Origin of the sequence: Mesorhizobium sp. CA10, assembly GCF_020165285.1 — a bacterium.
In the GTDB taxonomy this organism is placed as follows: domain Bacteria; phylum Pseudomonadota; class Alphaproteobacteria; order Rhizobiales; family Rhizobiaceae; genus Mesorhizobium.
In genome coordinates this window covers 118795-137918 of the sequence record NZ_JAIUHV010000007.1, presented here as the reverse complement: position 1 = coordinate 137918, position 19124 = coordinate 118795, and the positions used below count along the sequence as shown (strand labels likewise).

19 protein-coding genes are annotated in these 19124 nt (G+C 63.8%); 14 read left to right on the top strand and 5 right to left on the bottom strand.

All coding sequences use genetic code 11. The features are described 5' to 3' along the window. Window positions 1–92 precede the first annotated feature (92 nt). From LB535_RS16665 to LB535_RS16650, 4 genes are all read left to right on the top strand, one after another. On the top strand, window positions 93–1457 hold the full coding sequence (locus LB535_RS16665; RefSeq protein WP_224632982.1) for an NAD(P)-dependent oxidoreductase: 1365 nt from the start codon (window positions 93–95) through the stop codon (window positions 1455–1457). 2 nt (window positions 1458–1459) lie between these two features. Further along, the gene (gene preA, locus LB535_RS16660; RefSeq protein ID WP_224632981.1) at window positions 1460–2773 is read left to right on the top strand and encodes an NAD-dependent dihydropyrimidine dehydrogenase subunit PreA; all 1314 of its coding nucleotides are present in this window, start codon (window positions 1460–1462) and stop codon (window positions 2771–2773) included. A gap of 663 nt (window positions 2774–3436) precedes the next feature. After that, window positions 3437–3955 (top strand): RrF2 family transcriptional regulator, encoded by a 519-nt coding sequence (locus LB535_RS16655; RefSeq protein ID WP_224632980.1) that lies wholly within the window; start codon window positions 3437–3439, stop codon window positions 3953–3955. Window positions 3956–3992: 37 nt separating this feature from the next. After that, entirely contained in the window at window positions 3993–4451 is a 459-nt protein-coding gene (locus LB535_RS16650) for a carboxymuconolactone decarboxylase family protein (RefSeq protein ID WP_224632979.1), read from the top strand. A gap of 41 nt (window positions 4452–4492) precedes the next feature. On the opposite strand, the gene LB535_RS16645 is transcribed toward LB535_RS16650, so the two are convergent. Together LB535_RS16645 and LB535_RS16640 are read right to left on the bottom strand one after the other, a co-directional pair. Beyond that, window positions 4493–5215, bottom strand: a complete 723-nt coding sequence (locus tag LB535_RS16645) for an SDR family oxidoreductase (protein WP_224632978.1) — start codon at window positions 5213–5215, stop codon at window positions 4493–4495. Then, complete coding sequence (locus LB535_RS16640; RefSeq protein ID WP_224632977.1) at window positions 5212–6057, bottom strand: SDR family oxidoreductase; 846 nt, start codon at window positions 6055–6057, stop codon at window positions 5212–5214. Before LB535_RS16640 ends, LB535_RS16645 begins: the two co-directional genes overlap by 4 nt. 103 nt (window positions 6058–6160) lie before the next feature. Between LB535_RS16640 and LB535_RS16635 the strand changes: the two genes are divergently transcribed. Next, a complete protein-coding gene (locus LB535_RS16635) occupies window positions 6161–7033 on the top strand; it encodes a helix-turn-helix transcriptional regulator (RefSeq protein WP_224632976.1) in 873 nt (290 codons plus the stop codon). A 285-nt stretch (window positions 7034–7318) separates the two neighbouring features. Here the strand turns inward: LB535_RS16635 and LB535_RS16630 are convergent, their stop codons facing one another. Further along, a complete protein-coding gene (locus LB535_RS16630) occupies window positions 7319–7948 on the bottom strand; it encodes a TetR family transcriptional regulator C-terminal domain-containing protein (RefSeq protein WP_095769027.1) in 630 nt (209 codons plus the stop codon). Between the two features lie 239 nt (window positions 7949–8187). Between LB535_RS16630 and LB535_RS16625 the strand changes: the two genes are divergently transcribed. Then, on the top strand, window positions 8188–9516 hold the full coding sequence (locus LB535_RS16625) for an aspartate aminotransferase family protein (RefSeq protein WP_224632975.1): 1329 nt from the start codon (window positions 8188–8190) through the stop codon (window positions 9514–9516). Between the two features lie 90 nt (window positions 9517–9606). Here the strand turns inward: LB535_RS16625 and LB535_RS16620 are convergent, their stop codons facing one another. Beyond that, window positions 9607–10245, bottom strand: coding sequence for a TetR/AcrR family transcriptional regulator (locus LB535_RS16620; protein WP_140530185.1), 639 nt, complete (start codon window positions 10243–10245; stop codon window positions 9607–9609). A 121-nt stretch (window positions 10246–10366) separates the two neighbouring features. Here LB535_RS16620 and LB535_RS16615 point away from each other — a divergent pair, with 121 nt between their 5' ends. The 3 genes from LB535_RS16615 to LB535_RS16605 all read left to right on the top strand — a co-directional run bounded on the left by LB535_RS16615 (window position 10367) and on the right by LB535_RS16605 (window position 13510). Further along, a complete protein-coding gene (locus LB535_RS16615; RefSeq protein WP_224632974.1) occupies window positions 10367–11617 on the top strand; it encodes a Zn-dependent hydrolase in 1251 nt (416 codons plus the stop codon). A 64-nt stretch (window positions 11618–11681) separates the two neighbouring features. Next, window positions 11682–13133 carry a dihydropyrimidinase gene (gene hydA, locus LB535_RS16610; RefSeq protein WP_224632973.1) on the top strand — a complete coding sequence of 484 codons (1452 nt, stop codon included), beginning with the start codon at window positions 11682–11684 and terminating at the stop codon, window positions 13131–13133. A gap of 2 nt (window positions 13134–13135) precedes the next feature. After that, a complete protein-coding gene (locus LB535_RS16605; RefSeq protein ID WP_224632972.1) occupies window positions 13136–13510 on the top strand; it encodes a hypothetical protein in 375 nt (124 codons plus the stop codon). Between the two features lie 17 nt (window positions 13511–13527). Here LB535_RS16605 and LB535_RS16600 read toward each other — a convergent pair whose 3' ends face one another. Continuing rightward, window positions 13528–13932: a cupin domain-containing protein gene (locus tag LB535_RS16600; RefSeq protein ID WP_411969578.1), complete on the bottom strand. Its 405-nt coding sequence runs from the start codon at window positions 13930–13932 to the stop codon at window positions 13528–13530. A gap of 119 nt (window positions 13933–14051) precedes the next feature. On the opposite strand from LB535_RS16600, the gene LB535_RS16595 reads away from it, so the two are divergent. From LB535_RS16595 to LB535_RS16575, 5 genes are all read left to right on the top strand, one after another. Further along, window positions 14052–14843 (top strand): ABC transporter ATP-binding protein, encoded by a 792-nt coding sequence (locus tag LB535_RS16595; RefSeq protein ID WP_224632970.1) that lies wholly within the window; start codon window positions 14052–14054, stop codon window positions 14841–14843. A gap of 457 nt (window positions 14844–15300) precedes the next feature. Further along, window positions 15301–16179: an ABC transporter permease gene (locus LB535_RS16590; RefSeq protein WP_224632969.1), complete on the top strand. Its 879-nt coding sequence runs from the start codon at window positions 15301–15303 to the stop codon at window positions 16177–16179. Beyond that, entirely contained in the window at window positions 16176–17330 is a 1155-nt protein-coding gene (locus tag LB535_RS16585; protein WP_224632968.1) for an ABC transporter permease, read from the top strand. Before LB535_RS16590 ends, LB535_RS16585 begins: the two co-directional genes overlap by 4 nt. A 39-nt stretch (window positions 17331–17369) precedes the next feature. Continuing rightward, on the top strand, window positions 17370–18341 hold the full coding sequence (locus LB535_RS16580) for an ABC transporter substrate-binding protein (RefSeq protein WP_095768959.1): 972 nt from the start codon (window positions 17370–17372) through the stop codon (window positions 18339–18341). A gap of 168 nt (window positions 18342–18509) precedes the next feature. Further along, window positions 18510–18947: a CHRD domain-containing protein gene (locus LB535_RS16575; protein ID WP_140839627.1), complete on the top strand. Its 438-nt coding sequence runs from the start codon at window positions 18510–18512 to the stop codon at window positions 18945–18947. The last annotated feature ends 177 nt before the right edge of the window (window positions 18948–19124 follow it).

The window sequence follows — 19124 nt, the reverse complement described above, 5'->3', positions numbered from 1 at the left end:
CAAACAATACAGTGGCTTGGCCGAAAATTGACCAATTGATAAAAAAATAAAACGTGCTAGCCTTCCCCAAAACGACAACAAGGGGAACTGGAATGGCGACTGGTCATTTCATCGAAGGCATTGCCGGCGGCCGGCTGTCTTCCGAGCAATATGCCGACAATTTTTCCGACCTGCATCCGCCGCTTGATCATCACGAGGCGCTGGTCGAGTCCGATCGCTGCTATTTCTGCTACGACGCGCCGTGCATGAACGCGTGCCCGACGTCGATCGACATCCCGCTATTCATTCGGCAGATCGCGACGGGCAATCCGCTGGGTTCGGCCAAGACGATCTTCGACCAGAATATTCTCGGCGGCATGTGCGCCCGCGTCTGCCCGACCGAGACGCTGTGCGAAGAGGCCTGCGTGCGCGAGGTCGCCGAAGGCAAGCCGGTGCAGATCGGCCGACTGCAGCGCTATGCCACCGATGTCGCCATGGGCGAGGGTAAGCAGTTCTACAAGCGCGCCGAGCCGACCGGGAAGAGCATCGCCGTGGTCGGCGCCGGCCCGGCGGGGCTGGCGGCGGCGCATCGGCTTGCCCGCCACGGCCATGATGTGACCATCCTCGAGGCGCGGCCGAAGGCCGGCGGGCTCAACGAATACGGCATCGCCGCCTATAAGAGCGTCGACGATTTCGCCCAGGCGGAAGTGGACTATGTCACCGCGATCGGCGGCATCGACATCCAGAACGGCAAGGCGCTCGGCCGCGACTTCCAGCTTGCCGACCTGATCCGCAACTACGACGCGGTTTTCCTCGGCATGGGGCTTGGCGGCGTCAACGCGCTGCGCGCCGATGGCGAGGACGCCGACGGCGTCGCCAATGCCGTCGAGTTCATCTCGGAACTGCGCCAGGCGAGCGATCTCTCCAGCCTGCCGGTCGGCCGGCGCGTAGTCGTCATCGGCGGCGGCATGACGGCGATCGACGCGGCGGTGCAGTCGAAGCTGCTCGGCGCCGAAGAAGTAACGATCTGCTACCGGCGCGGCCAGGAGCACATGAATGCTTCAGAGTTCGAGCAAGATCTGGCCGCCGCCAACGGCGTCACCATCCGCCATTGGCTGCAGCCCAAGCGCGTCATTGCCGAGAACGGCAAGGTGTCGGCCATCGAGCTTGAATACACGGCGATGAGCGGCGACAAGCTTATCGGCACCGGCGAGACGCTGCGGCTCAATGCCGACCAGGTGTTCAAGGCGATCGGCCAGAGCTTCGTGCCGGCGCATCTCAACGGCAGCGCGGAACAGATCGAGCTCGAAGGCGGCCGCATCAAGGTCGACGCCGAAGGCCGCACTTCGCTGGCCAAGGTCTGGGCGGGAGGCGATTGCATCTTCGGCGGCGACGATTTGACTGTCTCGGCAGTGGCGCAAGGGCGCGACGCGGCCGAGAGCATCCACCGGGCACTGACCTCTAACGGGAGGGCATGAGCATGGCAGACATCCGCAATAATTTCGTCGGCATCAAATCGCCCAACCCGTTCTGGCTGGCCTCGGCGCCGCCGACTGACAAGGCCTACAATGTCGAGCGCGCCTTCAAGGCCGGCTGGGGCGGCGTGGTGTGGAAGACGCTGGGCGAGGAGGGCCCGCCGGTCGTCAACGTCAACGGCCCGCGTTATGGCGCGATCTGGGGCGCCGATCGCCGGCTGCTCGGCTTGAACAATATCGAGTTGATCACCGACCGCGACCTGCAGACCAATCTGCGCGAGATGAAGCAGGTCAAGATGAACTGGCCGGACCGGGCGCTGATCGCCTCGATCATGGTGCCTTGCGTGGAGGAGAGCTGGAAGGCGATCCTGCCGCTGGTCGAGGAGACCGGCGCCGACGGAATCGAGCTCAATTTCGGCTGCCCGCACGGCATGAGCGAGCGCGGCATGGGCTCGGCGGTCGGCCAGGTGCCGGAATATATCGAGATGGTCGTGCGCTGGTGCAAACAGTACACGCGCATGCCGGTCATCACCAAGCTGACGCCCAACATCACCGACATCCGCAAGCCGGCCCGCGCGGCGCATGCCGGCGGCACCGATGCGGTGTCGCTGATCAACACCATCAACTCCATCACCGGCGTCGATCTCGACAGTTTCGCGCCGCAGCCGACCATCGATGGCAAGGGCTCGCATGGCGGCTATTGCGGCCCGGCGGTGAAGCCGATCGCCATGAACATGGTGGCTGAGATCGCCCGCGATCCGGAAACGCATGGCCTGCCGATCTCAGGCATCGGCGGCATCACCACCTGGCGCGACGCCGCCGAATTCATGGCGCTCGGCGCCGGCAACGTGCAGGTCTGCACGGCGGCGATGACCTATGGCTTCAAGATCGTGCAGGAAATGATCGCGGGGCTGGAGAACTGGATGGACGAGAAGGGTCACGCCTCGCTCTCCGACATCATCGGCCGTGCCACGCCCAATGTCACCGACTGGCAGTATCTCAACCTCAACTATGTCGCCAAGGCGCATATCGACCAGGATGCCTGCATCAAATGCGGCCGCTGCCACATCGCCTGCGAGGACACCTCGCATCAGGCGATCACCAGCACGGTCGACGGTGTCAGGCATTTCGAGGTGATCGAAGCCGAATGCGTCGGCTGCAACCTTTGCGTCAATGTCTGTCCGGTGGAGGGCTGCATCACCATGCAGCCGCTGGCCGCCGGCGTGCTCGACCAGCGCACCGGCTTGCCGGTGTCGCCGGTCTACGCCAACTGGACCACGCACCCCAACAATCCGATGGCCAAGGTGGCCGCGGAGTAGGATTGGTTCCTCGCCCCACGTAGTGGGCACAGATCTTCTGTGACTGGCGCGACTGATCAGGCCGAGCCTTGATTGCGACGTGGTTCCCCCAATCCGTCGCTGCTTCGCAGCGCCACCTTTCCCCCTCCGGAGGGAAAGGAAGGGAGCGTTGCTGGACGGGCGTTGACGGCAAAAGCTTGGCGCCTTCCTCTACCCCGTCGATCGGGGGAGAGGTGGCTCGGCGAAGCCGAGACGGAGTGGGGGTCGACCAGCGCTACATAAGACAATGCATGCGCCAAACTGCTATGCACGCTATCGCCAAAGGCCAGGCCGCTTGGAAACGTGTGCATGCCGTAGACGAAGTGGGGAGAGGTGGCCCGGTGAAGCTGGGACGGAGAGGGGTCTTCGGGACGGATGGGAACTAGTCCAGGCTCCTGACCGCCTGTTTATCTTGCTAACACCTCATTCTTCACCGACTCTGAACTCACAGAAGGCGTCCCCCTCTCCGTCCCGGCTTCGCCGGGCCACCTCTCCCCCGCTTTACGGGGTGCGAGGAACCCAAGTCCCGCGAAGCGCCAATTCTCCCTCACTCTGTCATTGCGAATCGGCGGGCAATCTTCATTTTTCTATTGCAGATAAAAATTATCCACGATAAAATATATCGATGATTGGGAAATCAGCACGATGAAGCTCGGCGATGGCGTTGAGGCGGCAATCCATTGCGCGGCGACGCTGGCCAGCGTCGATGGCAACAGCACCATGCCGGGCGCGGCGCTTGCGGAGGCGTTTGGTCTGTCGCCGAGTTACCTGCTCAAGCATCTGAACCAGCTCACGGCGGCGCGCATCCTGGAATCGGTGCCAGGGCCGGCGGGCGGCTACAGGCTGGCGCGGGCGGCCGAGCGCATCACGCTGCTCGACATTGTGCTTGCAGTGGAGGGCAGGGAGCCTGCCTTTCGCTGCGGCGAGATTCGCCAGCGCGGCCCGGTCAAGATCGACACCTCGGCCTATGTGAAGCCTTGCGGCATCAATGCCGCGATGCTCAAGGCCGAGCGCGCCTATCGGGCGGCACTCGCCGAAGTGAAGCTGTCCGACATCGTGGCGGAATACGCGGCCGAAGGCGATCCGCGATCCTATGCGGCGAGTTGCGCCTTCGTCGAGCGTCACCAGCGGCGCCAGAAATCCGCTTCACCGAAGCAGATTTGAACCTCTAAACCACCCCAAGCCTGAAAGGAAAAAGACGATGAAACCGAGACTGCAGTTCTTTGCCAAGGCGCCGGAAATCATGAAGGCGGTATCGGCGCTCAACAAGGCCGTCGACGAATGCGGGCTGGAAGTGAGCCTCCTGCACCTGATCAAGCTCAGGGCCTCGCAGATCAATGGCTGCTCATATTGTGTCGAAATGCATAGTCGCGAGGCGCGACGCGACGGCGAGACCGAGACCCGGCTCTATCTCGTCGCCGCCTGGAAGGAATCGCCGCTGTTTTCCGAGCGCGAACGAGCCGCCCTTGCATGGACCGAAGCCGTGACGCTGATCGCCGACAATGGCGTATCGGACGAGCTCTACGCCCGCACGCTCGAGCATTTCTCGGAAGAGGAACTGGTCAAGCTCTCGGTCGCGCTCGGCATGATTAACACGTGGAACCGGCTGTGCATTCCCTTCCACGCCATTCATCCGATGCCGGCCGCCAAGGCTGCCTGATCGAACGGCTTGGCGCGCGGATAAGAGATCCGCGCGCCTGTTCACGCAGCAAAGCGCAGGCCTCCGTCGCAGGTCAGCACCTGGCCGGTCATGAAGCTGTTCGAGACCAGGAAGGCGATCGCTTCGGCGACGTCCTCGGCGCGACCGATGCGGCCGACCGGCGTCTTGCCGGCATATTCGGCAAACACCGCCTGCCGCTGGTCGTCCGGCAAGAAGTCCCACCAGGGCGTGTCAATGACGCCGGGCGCCACGACGTTGACGCGCAGCGGCTTCAGCTCGACGGCCAGGATCGGTGCGACGGTCAACAGCATGCCGTTGATGGCGCCGATGCCGGCGACGCCGGGCGCGGCGATCTGCGCCGACACAGCCGAGATGAAAGTCACCGATCCAGCTTTGTTCAAGGTCGGCAGGGCCGCCTGCAGGCAGGAGAGTTGCGGCCGGATCTTTTCATCGACGCCGCTGCCGATGTCGGCGAGGTCGAGCGTCGCGAACGGTCCCAGTCCCTTGCCGCCGCTGGCGGCGAGAACAAGGTGATCGAACGGCCCGAGGCGCTCGAAGAAATTCCGGACCTCGTCCGGCTTGGTGGCATCGAACGCTGCCTTGCCGACGGTGGCGCCAAGCGTCTTCCATGCGCCTTTGAGTTTCTCCTCGTTACGGCCGGTGATCGTCACTTTCATCGTGGGGCTGACCAGCCGTTTGGCCGTGGCAAGGCCGATGCCGGACGAGCCGCCGATTATGACGCAGTGTTCGGTGGTCTCGCTCATGAGTGCTTTTCCCTTGATGTTGCGGAAGATTGCCCGATCAGCTCGAGGCTAAGCGCGCGCAGCCGGCGGCGGGCTTTCTCGTCATAGGCCTGGGCGTCGGCGCGCGATTCCCGCTGGCCGTCGAAGTAACGGCCGCTGCGGCCTTCGAGCGCCGGCGATGTTGCCAGGTTGAGAATGGCGTCGGCGCCGGTCTCGACCGAGCTCCATGGCGTGACCCCGGCCTGCCGCACCATCGTTGTGTCCATGTAGCTTGCCGGGTGCAGAGCATTGACCGTGATGCCGGTGCCGTCGAGCTGCTCCGCCAGATCGATTGTGAACAGGATCTGCGCCAGCTTGCTCTGGCAGTAGGCGAGCACGCCGCTATAGCCATGCGTCAGCATCGCGTCGTCGAAGTCGATCGCCTGCTGGCCGGCCGAGGCGACATTGACGATGCGCGCCGGCGCGCTTGCCTTGATGAGCGACAAGAGCTCCGACGTCAGCAGGAAGCCGGCGAGATAGTTGACGGCGAAGCGCAACTCGTAGCCGTCGGCGCTGACCTGCCGGCTGGCGGCCTGGCCGCCGGTGCCGACGCCGGCATTGTTGATCAGGACGTCGAGCCGATCGGTCCTGGCGCGCACCGCTTCGGCGAGGCGGCGCACTTCGGCAAGCGAAGCGAGGTCGGCGGGAAGAAATTCCGCCTTACCGCCTTTTGCCTCTATGGCGGCCACAGTCGCCTTGCCGCGGCTTTCGTCGCGGCCATGCACCAGCACGCGGGCGCCGCCGGCGCCGAGCCGCTCGGCGACCACGCGGCCGACGCCGTCGGTCGAGCCGGTGACGAGAATTGTTTTATTGTTGAGTTCCATGTCCGGAGCCTCCTTGCGCTGCTCTGAACGCAAAGATGGGACATCGCGCGGGCCGCAAACAGTTCAAACTTTATCCTGGTATCGATACTGCTATAATAGGCGCATGGATGCCGTTACCCATTCCCCCGAAGATCACCGCCGGCGCGAGCTCGGAGCCTTCCTGCGTTCCCGTCGCGAGCGGCTTTCGCCGGATGCCGCCGGTATCGCCTGCGGCGCGCGGCGGCGCACGCCCGGACTGAGGCGTGAGGAAGTGGCCATGATCGCCGGCGTCGGCACGACCTGGTACACTTGGCTGGAGCAGGGCAGGGATGTGCGGCCTTCGGTCGAGGTGCTCTCAGCGCTCTGCGAAGCGTTGCGGCTCGACGCCGCCGAGCAGCGGCATCTGTTCACGCTCGCCGGCCGCCAGCAGCCGGAGCGGCGCCGCATCGTGCAGGGCAAGGTCGAGGGGCCCTTGCTGCACATGCTGCAGAGCCTGGTCTTGCAGCCTGCCTATGTCGTCGGCCCGCGCTGGGACGTGCTGGCATGGAACGATGCGGCCGTCGCCATCTTCGGCGATTACGGCCTGCTGGAGGGCGACGCCCGCAACATCATCCATGGCGTCTTCACCGATCCGCACCGGCGGCATCTGCTGGTGGATTGGGAACAGCTGGCGCGCGCGACCCTTGCCGCCTTCCGCGCCGAGAGCGCGAAATACACCGGCGATCCGGATTTCGAGCGGCTGATCGAGCTGATGATGCACTCAAGCCCCGAATTCCGCGAATGGTGGCCGCAGCGCGATGTGGTGCATCGGCTCTCCGGTCTGAAGCATCTGCGGCATCCGATCGCCGGCGCGATGACGTTCGAGCATATGAGCCTGTCGATCGACGACGGCTCGGACATGCGGCTGATCGTCTACACGCCGCTGACGGAGCAGAACTCGGTGGTGAAGCTCAAGAAGCTGCTTGACGACCTGCCATCCGAGCGTCGTAGCGCGTGAGGTTAGTAGGTCGCAGGCCCCTCAACTTCGTCATCCACGGGCGGAGCGGGAGCGAAGCGGACGCGGAGACCCGAGGATCCATTCCGTTACCTTTGCCGTGTGTGCCAGCGGTGCAGAATTCTGGATTGTCGCGTCGCTTCGAGGTCACGGAATGGATCCTCGGGTCTGCGCTGCGTCGCTTCGCTCCTTGCTCCGCCCGTGGATGACGAAGCTGAGAGGCTTCGGCTAATCTCGAAGGACAGCAACAGCCAACCGGCTGGCAAAACGGCCCCGTCCGGCGAGACGCTACCCCTTCGGCTTCAGCCCATCCAGGAACAGCTGCTCCAGAAACCGCGCTGCGTCCTCGAAGCGGCCGTCGCCGCCGCGGTCGGCGCCGAGTACGGCGCGGACCTGAACGTCGAAATCGGCATAATGCTGCGTCGTCGCCCAGATCGAGAAGATCAGGTGCCAGGGATCGGTGCGGGCGATCTTGCCGGCGCGCATCCAGCCCTTGATGACGGCGGCCTTCTCGTCGACCAGCGTCTTCAGCTCGCCCTCCAGCATCGGCTTGATGCGCGGCGCGCCCTGCAGGATCTCGTTGGCGAACAGCCGGCTTTCGCGCGGAAAATCGCGCGCCATCTCCAGCTTCCTGCGGATATAGCTTCTGAGCTCCGTCAGCGGATCGCCGATGTCGTCAAGCTCGCGCAATGGCGCCAGCCAGGTGTCGAGCAGACGCTGCATCAACGTCTCGTGAATGTCCTCCTTGCGGCGGAAGTAATAGAGAAGGTTGGGCTTCGACATGCCGGCGGCTTCGGCGATCTGGTCGATGGTCGAGCCGCGAAACCCGTTGGCGGAGAAGACTTCGAGCGCGGCCTCGAGGATCAGCTCGCGCTTTTCCTGCTGGATGCGGGTGCGGCGGGGAGCGGAGCCTTCCATCGCCGCCGTCATCCTGGCCGGCCGTCTTCGCGCCGGCTCTCTGGACCAATTGTCTGGACCAGTTTTTCCTTGGGCTGTGGAGCGCGCTTTTTATGCCGCATTTCCGCTAGTAATCCCTTGACCGCCGACAGGCGGTGCTAACGTTTGTCCAACCGGTCAAAAATTTGCGTAGCACGAAAATGCAGCGAAGACCAAGCGTTGGCCGCACCGAAACACGCTTACAAGGGGAAGTCCTGGTCATGTCCAACCGGCTGAAAGTCACGCCGAACGATCTCAGCGCATTCTGGATGCCGTTCACGGCAAACCGCCAGTTCAAGCAGGCGCCGCGCATGTTCGTGTCCGCCAAGGACATGCACTACACCACCAGCGACGGCCGCAAGGTGCTGGACGGCACCGCGGGCCTGTGGTGCGTGAACGCCGGCCACTGCCGGCCGAAGATCACCGAGGCCATCCAGAACCAGGCTGCCGAGCTCGACTACGCGCCGGCTTTCCAGATGGGCCATCCGATCGTGTTCGAGCTGGCGAACCGGCTGGTCGATATCGCCCCCAAGGGCATGGACCATGTCTTCTTCACCAATTCCGGATCGGAATCGGTGGACACCGCGCTCAAAATGGCGATCGCCTATCACCGCGTTCGCGGCGAGGGCTCGCGCACCCGTCTGATCGGCCGCGAGCGCGGCTATCACGGCGTCAATTTCGGCGGCATCTCGGTCGGCGGCATCGTCTCCAACCGCAAGATGTTCGGCACGCTGCTCGGCGGCGTCGACCACCTGCCGCATACGCATCTGCCGGAGAAGAACGCCTTCTCGAAGGGCGTGCCGGAGCATGGCGCAGAACTCGCGAACGATCTCGAGCGGCTGATTGCGCTGCACGATGCTTCGACCATCGCCGCCGTCATCGTCGAGCCGGTCGCCGGCTCCACCGGCGTCATCCTGCCGCCGAAGGGCTACCTGCAGAGACTTCGGGAAATCTGCACGAAGCACGGCATATTGTTGATTTTCGATGAAGTGATCACCGGCTTCGGCCGCCTCGGCGCGCCGTTCGCGGCGGACTATTTCGGCGTCACGCCGGACATCATGACCACGGCCAAGGGGGTCTCCAACGGCGTCATCCCGATGGGCGCGGTGTTCGTCAAGAAGGAGATCCACGACGCCTTCATGACCGGCCCGGAGCACATGATCGAGTTCTTCCACGGCTACACCTATTCGGGCAACCCGATTGCCTGCGCCGCGGCGCTCGGCACGCTGGACACCTACAAGGAAGAAGGTCTCTTGACGCGCGGCGAGGAGCTGGCGCCTTACTGGGAAGACGCGCTGCATTCGCTGAAGGGCGAGCCGCATGTCATCGACATCCGCAACATCGGCCTGATCGGCGCGATCGAGCTGGCGCCGATCGCCGGCAGCCCGACCAAGCGGGCGTTCTCGGCCTTCGTCAAAGCGTTCGAACGCGGTGCGCTGATCCGCACCACCGGCGACATCATCGCGCTGTCGCCGCCGCTGATCATCACCAAGGGCCAGATCAACGAGCTGATCGACCATGTGCGTGAGGTGCTGAGGTCGATCGACTGACAAGCCGGAGCGGACACTCTGCCGTGGAGGGAGGGTGTCCGCGAAGCCGCCGGCTGAGGTCGACGCCGCAGCGCCGACCTTCGGTGCGATTCAGGCGGGCAGCGCGCCGATGCCGGTCAGAATCACCCGCTTGATGTTTTCCTTGGCTTCCCGCCATTGCCGATCCGACAGCGACTTACCGCCGTTCAGCGTTTCGATCTGGTGGCCGAAATCGGCGTAATGCTGGGTCGTGGCCCAGAGCATGTAGAGGAGATGACGCGGGTCGACCGGGTCCATCTTGCCCTCCTCGATCCAGCGCCTGATGATCTCGACGCGGCCGTCGGTCCATTCGCGCAGCGTCGATTCCATATAGTCCTGAAGCACGGGCGCGCCGTGCATTACTTCCGAGGCCCAGACCTTCGAGCCGTCCGGGTGGCGGCGCGATATCTCCATCTTGGCGTCGATATAGGCGCTGATGCCGTCTACCGGGCCGCGCGCCGCGTCGAAGCAATTGGCCGCCTGCAGCCAGATCTCGAAAATGTTCTGGACGACGGACCGGTAGAGCTCTTCCTTGGTGGCGAAATAGTAGTGGAGATTTGCCTTTGGCAGTCCCGCCAGATCGGCGATCAGCTGCATCGTGGCGCCGCCGAACCCGGCTTCCGCGAACACCTTTTCCGCCGCGAGCAGAATTGCTTTTTCATTCTCCCGCCTTATGTCCTGTCGCCGCATGGGACGGGTGGATTCGCTCATGTCTCCCCCAAGATTCTCGTTGACCGCTTGGTCAGCTTGTGTAGTCTGAAAGCTGACCATACGGTCAGGATGCAAACCACTCAAGGGGCGACAAGACCCCTGGTGAAAATGGGAACTGCAAATGGCCGCACCCGGCGAAAATCTGCGCGTGAATTCAGATCGCTTGTGGGATTCCATCATGGAGATGGCGAAGATCGGCCCCGGCATTGCCGGCGGCAACAATCGCCAGACCGTGACCGACGAGGACGGCGAGGGCCGCCATTTGTTCAAGCGCTGGTGCGAGGCCGCGGGGCTCGAAATGGGCCTCGACGAGATGGGCACGATGTTTGCCCGCCGCGAGGGCACCGATCCAAGCCTGCCGCCCGTCTATGTCGGCAGCCACCTCGACACGCAGCCGACCGGCGGCAAGTATGACGGCGTGCTCGGCGTGCTGGGCGGACTGGAAGTCGTGCGCTCGCTCAACGATCTCGGCATCAAGACCAGGCATCCGATCGTCGTCACCAACTGGACCAACGAGGAAGGCGCGCGCTTCGCCCCGGCGATGATGGCGTCCGGCGTGTTCGCCGGCGTGCTCGACCAGGCCGATGTCTACCAGCATGTCGACAAGGACGGCAAAAAGTTCGGCGAGGAGCTCGAACGCATCGGCTGGAAAGGCACCGAGAAGGTTGGCGACCGCAAGATCCACGCCTTCTTCGAACTGCATATCGAGCAAGGGCCGATCCTCGAGGACGAGGGCATCGATATCGGCGTCGTGACCCATGGCCAGGGCCTGAAATGGCTGCAGGTGACGCTGACCGGCAAGGAAGCGCATACCGGCTCGACGCCGATGCCGAAGCGCCGCAATGCCGGGCTCGGCATGGCGCGCGTGATCGAGCTGGTGCACGAGATCGCCATGGATTACCAGCCCGACGCCGTCGGCGCGGTCGGCCACATGCAGGCCTATCCGAACTCGCGCAACATCATCGCCGGCCGCACGGTCTTCACGATCGACATCCGCTCGCCGGAGAAGGAAGTGCTCGACGCCATGGATGGCCGCATCCGCGAAGGCATCGACACGATCTGCGACGCGCTCGACATCAAATACGAGATCGAGCAGGTCGGCCATTTCGATCCGGTGACCTTCGACAAGAATTGCGTCAAGGCGATCCGCGACGCCGCCGAGCGGCTGGGCTACTCGCATCGCAACATTGTCTCCGGCGCCGGCCACGACGCCTGCTGGATCAACCGCGTCGCGCCGACCGCGATGGTGATGTGCCCCTGCGTCGACGGGCTCAGCCACAACGAGGCCGAGGAGATCACCAAGGAATGGGCGGCGGCGGGCGCCGATGTGCTGTTCCATGCGGTGGTCGAGACGGCGGGAATCGTCGAATGACCGACTAGACCAATTGCCTCGCAACGCCGCTCGCAAAGAAGCGCGAAAGAGCAGGGGAACAGATATGACCAAAGTCATCCGGAACGGCACCGTCGTCACAGCCGACCGCACCTGGAAGGCCGACGTGCTTATGCAGCACGGCAAGATCGTCGCCATCGGCTCCAACCTGCACGGCGACCATGAGTTCGACGCCACGGGCTGCTATGTCATGCCGGGCGGCATCGATCCGCACACCCATCTCGAAATGCCCTTCATGGGCACTTATTCGGCCGACGATTTCGAATCCGGCACGCGCGCGGCGCTCTCCGGCGGCACGACCATGGTGGTCGATTTCTGCCTGCCGGCGCCGCAGCAGTCGCTGCTGGAAGCCCTGCAGATGTGGGACAACAAGACCTCGAAGGCGTCTTGCGACTATTCCTTCCACATGGCGATCACCTGGTGGGGCAAGCAGGTGTTCGACGAGATGGCTCAAGTCGTCGACCGGGGCATCACCTCGTTCAAGCACTTCATGGCCTATAAGGGCGCGCTGATGGTGGATGACGACGAGATGTACTCGTCGTTCCAGCGCTGCGCCGATCTCGGCGCGCTGCCGCTGGTTCATGCCGAGAATGGCGACGTGGTCGCAGCGCTCTCGCAGAAGCTTTTGGCCGCCGGCAACAATGGTCCGGAGGGACATGCCTATTCGCGGCCGCCGGAAGTGGAGGGCGAGGCGACAAACCGCGCCATCATGATCGCCGACGTGGCGGGCGTGCCGCTGTATGTCGTGCATGTCTCCTGCGAGCAGAGCCACGAAGCGATCCGCCGCGCCCGCCAGAAGGGCATGCGGGTGTTCGGCGAGCCGTTGATCCAGCATCTGACGCTCGACGAGACCGAGTATTTCAACAAGGACTGGGACCATGCAGCGCGCCGGGTGATGAGCCCGCCTTTCCGCAGCAAGTGGCATCAGGATTCGCTGTGGGCCGGCCTGCAGGCCGGCTCGCTGCAGGTCGTGGCGACCGACCATTGCTCCTTCACCACCAGCCAAAAGCGCAACGGCATCGGCGACTTCACCAAGATCCCGAACGGCACCGGCGGGCTCGAGGACCGCTTGCCGGTTCTATGGACGAGAGGCGTCAACACCGGGCGGCTAACGATGAACGAGTTCGTCGCGGTGACCTCGACCAACATCGCCAAGATCCTCAACATGTATCCGAAGAAGGGCGCGATCGTCGAAGGCGCCGACGCCGACATCGTCGTGTGGGATCCGAAGCGTAAGAAGACGATCTCGGCCAAGAACCAGCAGTCGGTGATCGACTACAACGTCTTCGAAGGCGTCGAGGTGACCGGCCTGCCGCGCTTCGTCTTCTCGCGCGGCGAGCTGTCGGTCGAGGAAGCGGAGGTGAAGGCCAAGACCGGCCATGGCGAGTTCGTCGCCCGCGAGCCGAACGCTGCGGTTAACCGGGCGCTGTCGACCTGGAAGGAGATTTCCGCGCCGCGCAAGGTCGAGCGAACCGGCATTCCGGCCACCGGGGTCTGACCATGCGGGCTCTTCATCTGGCGATCGCGGTGGCCGCGATACTTGCCGCCGGCCAGGCTCTTGCCGCCGGCATAGACCTCAGCAAGCCCTATGGCGACAAATATGGCTGCATCAACCGGAACGGCCAGCAGGTCGCTGCCGACAAGATGCTGCTTCTGACCAACAAGGAACTGATCACTGCGGCCAGCGCCTGCACCTTCAGCGACCGCCAAGCGCAGGCCGATGGATCGCTGGTGGTGACGGCAAAATGCGAGGCTGAAGGCGAAGAGGGACAGCCGACCAGGTTCACCATCAAGCGCAGCGCGAAGAATGCGAAGAAGCTGGTCGTGGCCGACGAAGACGGCAATGTGATGGGCGAAGTCGCGCGATGCAAATGACGGCCATCGCGTCAGGGTCAAGCGACAAGACCGTCCAGCTCCGGCAGCAGCACGACGCTTTCCTGTTCGTTGGGATCGGTGCGGGCGATCACCGCCGAAGAGGGGGCGTCGCTCAGATTGGCGGGCAGATGCGGCACGCCCGCCGGAATGTAGAAGAGGTCGCCGGCCTTGACGACGGTGTGGTGCTCGAGCCGGTCGCCGTACCAGGTGTGGACTTCGCCGGAGAGCACGTAGATGGCCGTCTCGTGGCTTTCATGCATGTGCGCCTTGGCGCGCGCGCCAGGCGGCATGGTGAGAAGATGCATGCAGATGCCGGAGGAGCCGACGGTTTCGGCGGCGATGCCGGCGAAATAGCTCAGCCCCTGCTTGCCCTGATAGGTGCTTTCGGGGCGAACGAGACGACAGGTGGGTTCAGGCGACATCGGCAAGGCTCCGGGCGGCGTCGATCGGGTGGGACAGGACGAGTGGAAAGCAACGCTATCATAAAATCAACCGGATTGCCGACAGCGCGGCAGCGGCTGCGAGAGGCAGGCTGCAGCCAATGACCGAACAGCCGCCAGCCGTCGTTTCGGCAAGCAAGCTCGGCCTCACCTTCCAGACCAATGACGGTCCGGTGCAGGCGCTCTCCAATGTCGATCTGACCATCCGCAAAGGCGAATTCGTCTCCTTCATCGGCCCGTCCGGCTGCGGCAAGACCACCTTGCTGCGCGTCATCGCCGATCTCGAGAAGGCGACCGCCGGGACGATCTCCGTCAACGGCATGACGCCGGAGCAGGCGCGCGAGAAACGCGCCTATGGCTATGTCTTCCAGGCGGCGGCCTTGTTCCCGTGGCGCACGATCGAGCGCAACGTGGCGCTGCCGCTGGAGATCATCGGCCTGAGCCAGGTCGAGCAGGCCGAGCGCATCAAGCGCACGATGGAGTTGGTCAACCTTTCCGGCTTCGAGAAGAAATACCCCTGGCAGCTTTCCGGCGGCATGCAGCAGCGCGCCTCGATCGCGCGTGCTCTCGCCTTCGATGCGGACCTGCTCTTGATGGACGAGCCGTTCGGCGCGCTTGACGAGATCGTGCGCGACCATCTGAACGAGCAGCTCCTCGATCTCTGGGCGCGGACCAACAAGACGATCTGCTTCGTCACCCATTCGATACCCGAGGCGGTCTATCTGTCGACGCGCATTGTCGTGATGTCGCCGCGGCCAGGCCGCGTCACCGACATCATCGAATCGACGCTGCCGAGAGAGCGGCCGCTCGACATCCGCGAGACGCCTGAATTCCTGGCGATCGCCGCGCGGGTGCGGGATGGCTTGAGGGCAGGGCACAGCTATGATGATTGAGAGGGATGAGCTCTCTCCTCTCCCCTCCGAGAAGAGGGTGGCCGCGCAGCGGCCGGGTGAGGGGACGGCCACTCGCACCTTCGTCATCCTAGGGCGGAGCAGGCGCGCCACCCCGCGTGTTAAGGAAGCCGGCCATCGCGATTTCGTCATCCTAGGGCGTAGCGACGCGAAGCGGAGCGCAGACCCTAGGATCCATTCCGTGATGCTGGTCGAAGGGCGTAAGCGGCTCAGAATACCCGACGAGCAGAGCGCGGCGCAGGGAGCTGTATTCTGGAACATTGCGGAGCTCAGAAGTAACGGCATGGATCCTAGGGTCTGCGCCGCGTCGCTTCGCTCCTTGCTCCGCCCTAGGATAACGAAAAATACCAGCGCCGCAGCACTCCAGTCGAACGTGACCGACCTTCGCTTTGCTCCGGCCACCCTCTCCCCGGTGGGGAGAGGAGGGGAGCCGCGCTAGATGGACTCCTTCCGCTCGAAAATCATCCCCGTGAACAGCATCCTCGCCGGCGTGGTGGTGCTCTGGTATGTCTTCGCCGTCATCCTCAACGCGCCGTTCCAGCGCGATCTCGACCGCCGTGCTAATGAGACGCCGGGTATCGTCGAGTTCATCGGCAAGACGCTGTCGCAGCCGAAGCCGACGCTACCGGCGCCGCATCAGGTGGCGGTGAATTTCTTCCAAAACACCTTCCTGCGGTCCGTCACCTCGAACCGCAGCCTGGTCTACAACGCCTGGGTTACGCTGTCGTCGACGCTGCTCGGCTTTGCTTTCGGCACCGCTCTCGGCATCCTGATCGCGGTGGGCATCGTGCATGTGGCGACGCTCGACCGCAGCCTGATGCCGTGGATCATTGCTTCGCAGACCATTCCGATCCTGGCGGTGGCGCCGATGATCATCGTAGTGCTGGCCGCGATCGGCATCACCGGCCTGATCCCCAAGGCGCTGATCTCGACCTATCTGTCGTTCTTTCCAGTCGCCGTCGGCATGGTGAAGGGCCTGCGCTCACCCGAGATCATGCATCTCGACCTGATGCATACGTATAACGCCAGCGCCTCGCAGACCTTCTGGAAGCTCAGGGTGCCGGCTTCGGTGCCGTTCCTGTTCACCTCGATGAAGGTGGCGGTGGCGGCAAGCCTGGTCGGCGCCATCGTCGGCGAATTGCCGACGGGTGCGGTCGCCGGCATCGGCGCGAAGCTGCTTGCGGGCGCCTATTACAGCCAGACCATCGATATCTGGTCGGCGCTCGTCGCGGGGTCCGTCGTCGCAGCGCTGCTGGTGATGGTCGTGGGCATCGCCGGACGCCTGGTCGATCGCGCCATGGGCGGGAGGCCGGCATGAATTGGCTGAAGCCATCATGGCAATCGGTGCTGGCAATCGTGCTTTGTCTCATCGCCTTTGCGCTTGGCGCATTGACGAAGCCGGAGGCAGCCGCGCTGGCGGATCCAGCCGCAACGCTGGCCTATCCCTATATGGGCGCGAAGGGGCTGATCATCGGGCTGCTGCTTATTGCGGCGCTGGTCTCGACCTTAAGGCTGACGCCGGTCGTTGAGGCCATCGCGCTCTTCGTCGGCGCGCATGCCGCAGCCTGGCTCTTGATCAAGGGCATAGCCGGTTTCGAAGGCACGGCGCTTGCGCCATATTTCCTGCTGCTTGCCGCTGCCTGGCTGCTGGCCTGGCGCTGCGTTGCCTTGCTCTCCTGGTTGCGTCCGAGCGGGAGCGTCGCAAGGAACGCGCTGCGCCTGATCGTCCCGGCGATCTTCGGTGCCTGGATCCTGATCATCTGGGAAGCGGTGACACGCGGTGCCGGCATCCCCTTCATCCTCTTGCCGCCGCCGAGCGCGATTGGCGCGCGGATCGCCAACTCGCTGCCGATCCTGGGATCGGATGTGCGGCAGACGATCTTCAAGGCGGTGCTCATCGGCTATGTCGTCGGCAATCTCGCCGGCTTCGCCGTTGCTATCCTGGCCGACCGTGTGCCGTTCCTGCGGCGCGGCCTGCTGCCGATCGGCAATATGGTTTCGGCGCTGCCGATCATCGGCGTCGCGCCCATCATGGTCATGTGGTTCGGCTTCGACTGGCCGTCCAAGGCCGCGGTCGTCATCATCATGACCTTCTTCCCGATGCTGGTGAATACGGTGGCGGGCCTTGCCGCGTCCGGGCATATGGAGCGCGACCTGATGCGCACTTATGCATCGGGCTATTGGCCGACCTTGCTCAAGCTCAGGCTGCCGGCGGCCATGCCGTTCATCTTCAACGCGCTGAAGATCAACTCTACGCTGGCGCTGATCGGCGCCATCGTCGCGGAGTTCTTCGGAACGCCAGTGGTCGGCATGGGATTCCGCATCTCGACGGAAGTCGGGCGGATGAACATCGACATGGTGTGGGCCGAAATCGCAGTTGCAGCACTGGCGGGTTCGGTCTTTTATGGCGTGGTCGCTCTCATCGAGAGAGCCGTCACGTTTTGGCATCCCTCTGTCCGAGGTGGATAGGGGCGGTGGGTTTGGGTGCTAACTTCAGAGGGTAATAAGATGAAAAGACTGCTGATTTCTGCTCTGGCCGGCGCCATGTCGCTGGCCGCCTTCCAGGCGATGGCCGCCGACAAGGTGACACTGCAACTGAAATGGGTCACGCAGGCCCAGTTCGCCGGCTATTATGTCGCCAAGGCCAAGGGCTTCTATGACGCCGAAGGCCTCGACGTCGACATCAAGCCGGGCGGCCCGGACATTGCGCCCGAGCAGGTGATCGCCGGCGGCGGCGCCGACGTCATCGTCGACTGGATGGGCGGCGCGCTCGCGGCCCGCGACAAAGGCGTGATGCTGGTCAACATCGCCCAGCCGTTCAAGAAGGCCGGCATGGAGCTGGTCTGCCCCAAGAACGGCCCGATCAAGACGGAAGCCGACTTCAAGGGTCATACGCTGGGCGTCTGGTTCTTCGGCAACGAATATCCGTTCTACGCCTGGATGAACAAGATCGGCCTCAAGACCGATGGCGGCCCGGACGGCGTGACCGTGCTCAAGCAGAGTTTTGACGTGCAGCCGCTGATTCAGAAGCAGGCCGACTGCATCTCGGTGATGACCTATAATGAATACGGTCAGGTGCTGGACGCCGGCTACAAGCCGGAAGACCTGGTCGTGTTCAACTACTCCGCCATGGGCAACGACCTTCTGGAGGACGGGCTCTACACGCTCGAGGACAAGCTCAAGGACCCGGCCTTCGAGGACAAGATGGTGCGCTTCGTGCGCGCCTCGATGAAGGGCTGGAAATACGCCACGGAGAACACCGACGAGGCGGCCGAGATCGTCGTGGACGCCGGCGGCCAGGACGAGAACCACCAGAAGTTCATGATGAAGGAAGTGGCCAAGCTGGTCGACAATGCCGACGGCAAGCTGATACCGGCCGCTTACGAGCGCACCGCCAAGGCGCTGCTGGACCAGAAGATCATCAGCAAGGAGGCGAGCGGCGCCTACACGACCGCGATCACCGACAAGGCGATCAAGTAAGGTTCGCTCTAGCGCGGAAGTTGGAAAGGGGCGGGCGACCGCCCCTTTCTCGTTGCCCCGCGGTAAAATAACCGTGTGCGCCGGGATACATCGGGCCGCTCAGCCGTTGATTGGCGCATCCGCGCGCCGGGGAGCCGCGAAGGATGCTGCAATCAACGGAGGTTCTTCATGCGCATCCTATCCGTGCCGATGCTTTCGGCCTTGGCCGTTTCGACCGCCTTTCTTCTCGCATCGCCGGCCATGGCCGAGATGGTGAAGTACAAGGCGACGCTCGACGGCAGTCAGCAGAGCCCGCCCGTCACCACCAAGGGCAAGGGAACCGCCACACTCACCTTCGACACCACAAGCAAGAAGCTCAGCTGGAACGTCAAATATTCCGGCCTTAGCGGGCCTGCCGTGGCCGCCCACATCCACGGCCCGGCGGATATGGGCGCAAACGCGGACCCGGTCATCCCGTTCAAGAAGCTGAAGAGCCCGATCAAGGGATCGGCGACGCTGACGGACGCGCAGGCAGCCGATCTGGAAGCCGGCAAATACTACGTCAACGTCCACACCGCCAAGAACAAGGACGGCGAGATCCGCGGCCAGATCGAGAAGGCGATGTAGGGTTCGGAAGGATTGCGGCCACTTTGGAAGCCGGCGGGACAGCGCCCCCCTCTGTCCTGCCGGACATCTCCCCCACAGGGGGAGATTAGCAGTTCCGTCGCCTTGCCGTTCCTGCAACGCTGCTGATTGGCGAAAGCCGGCGTGACCTCCAATCTCCCCCCAAGTGGGGAGATGTCC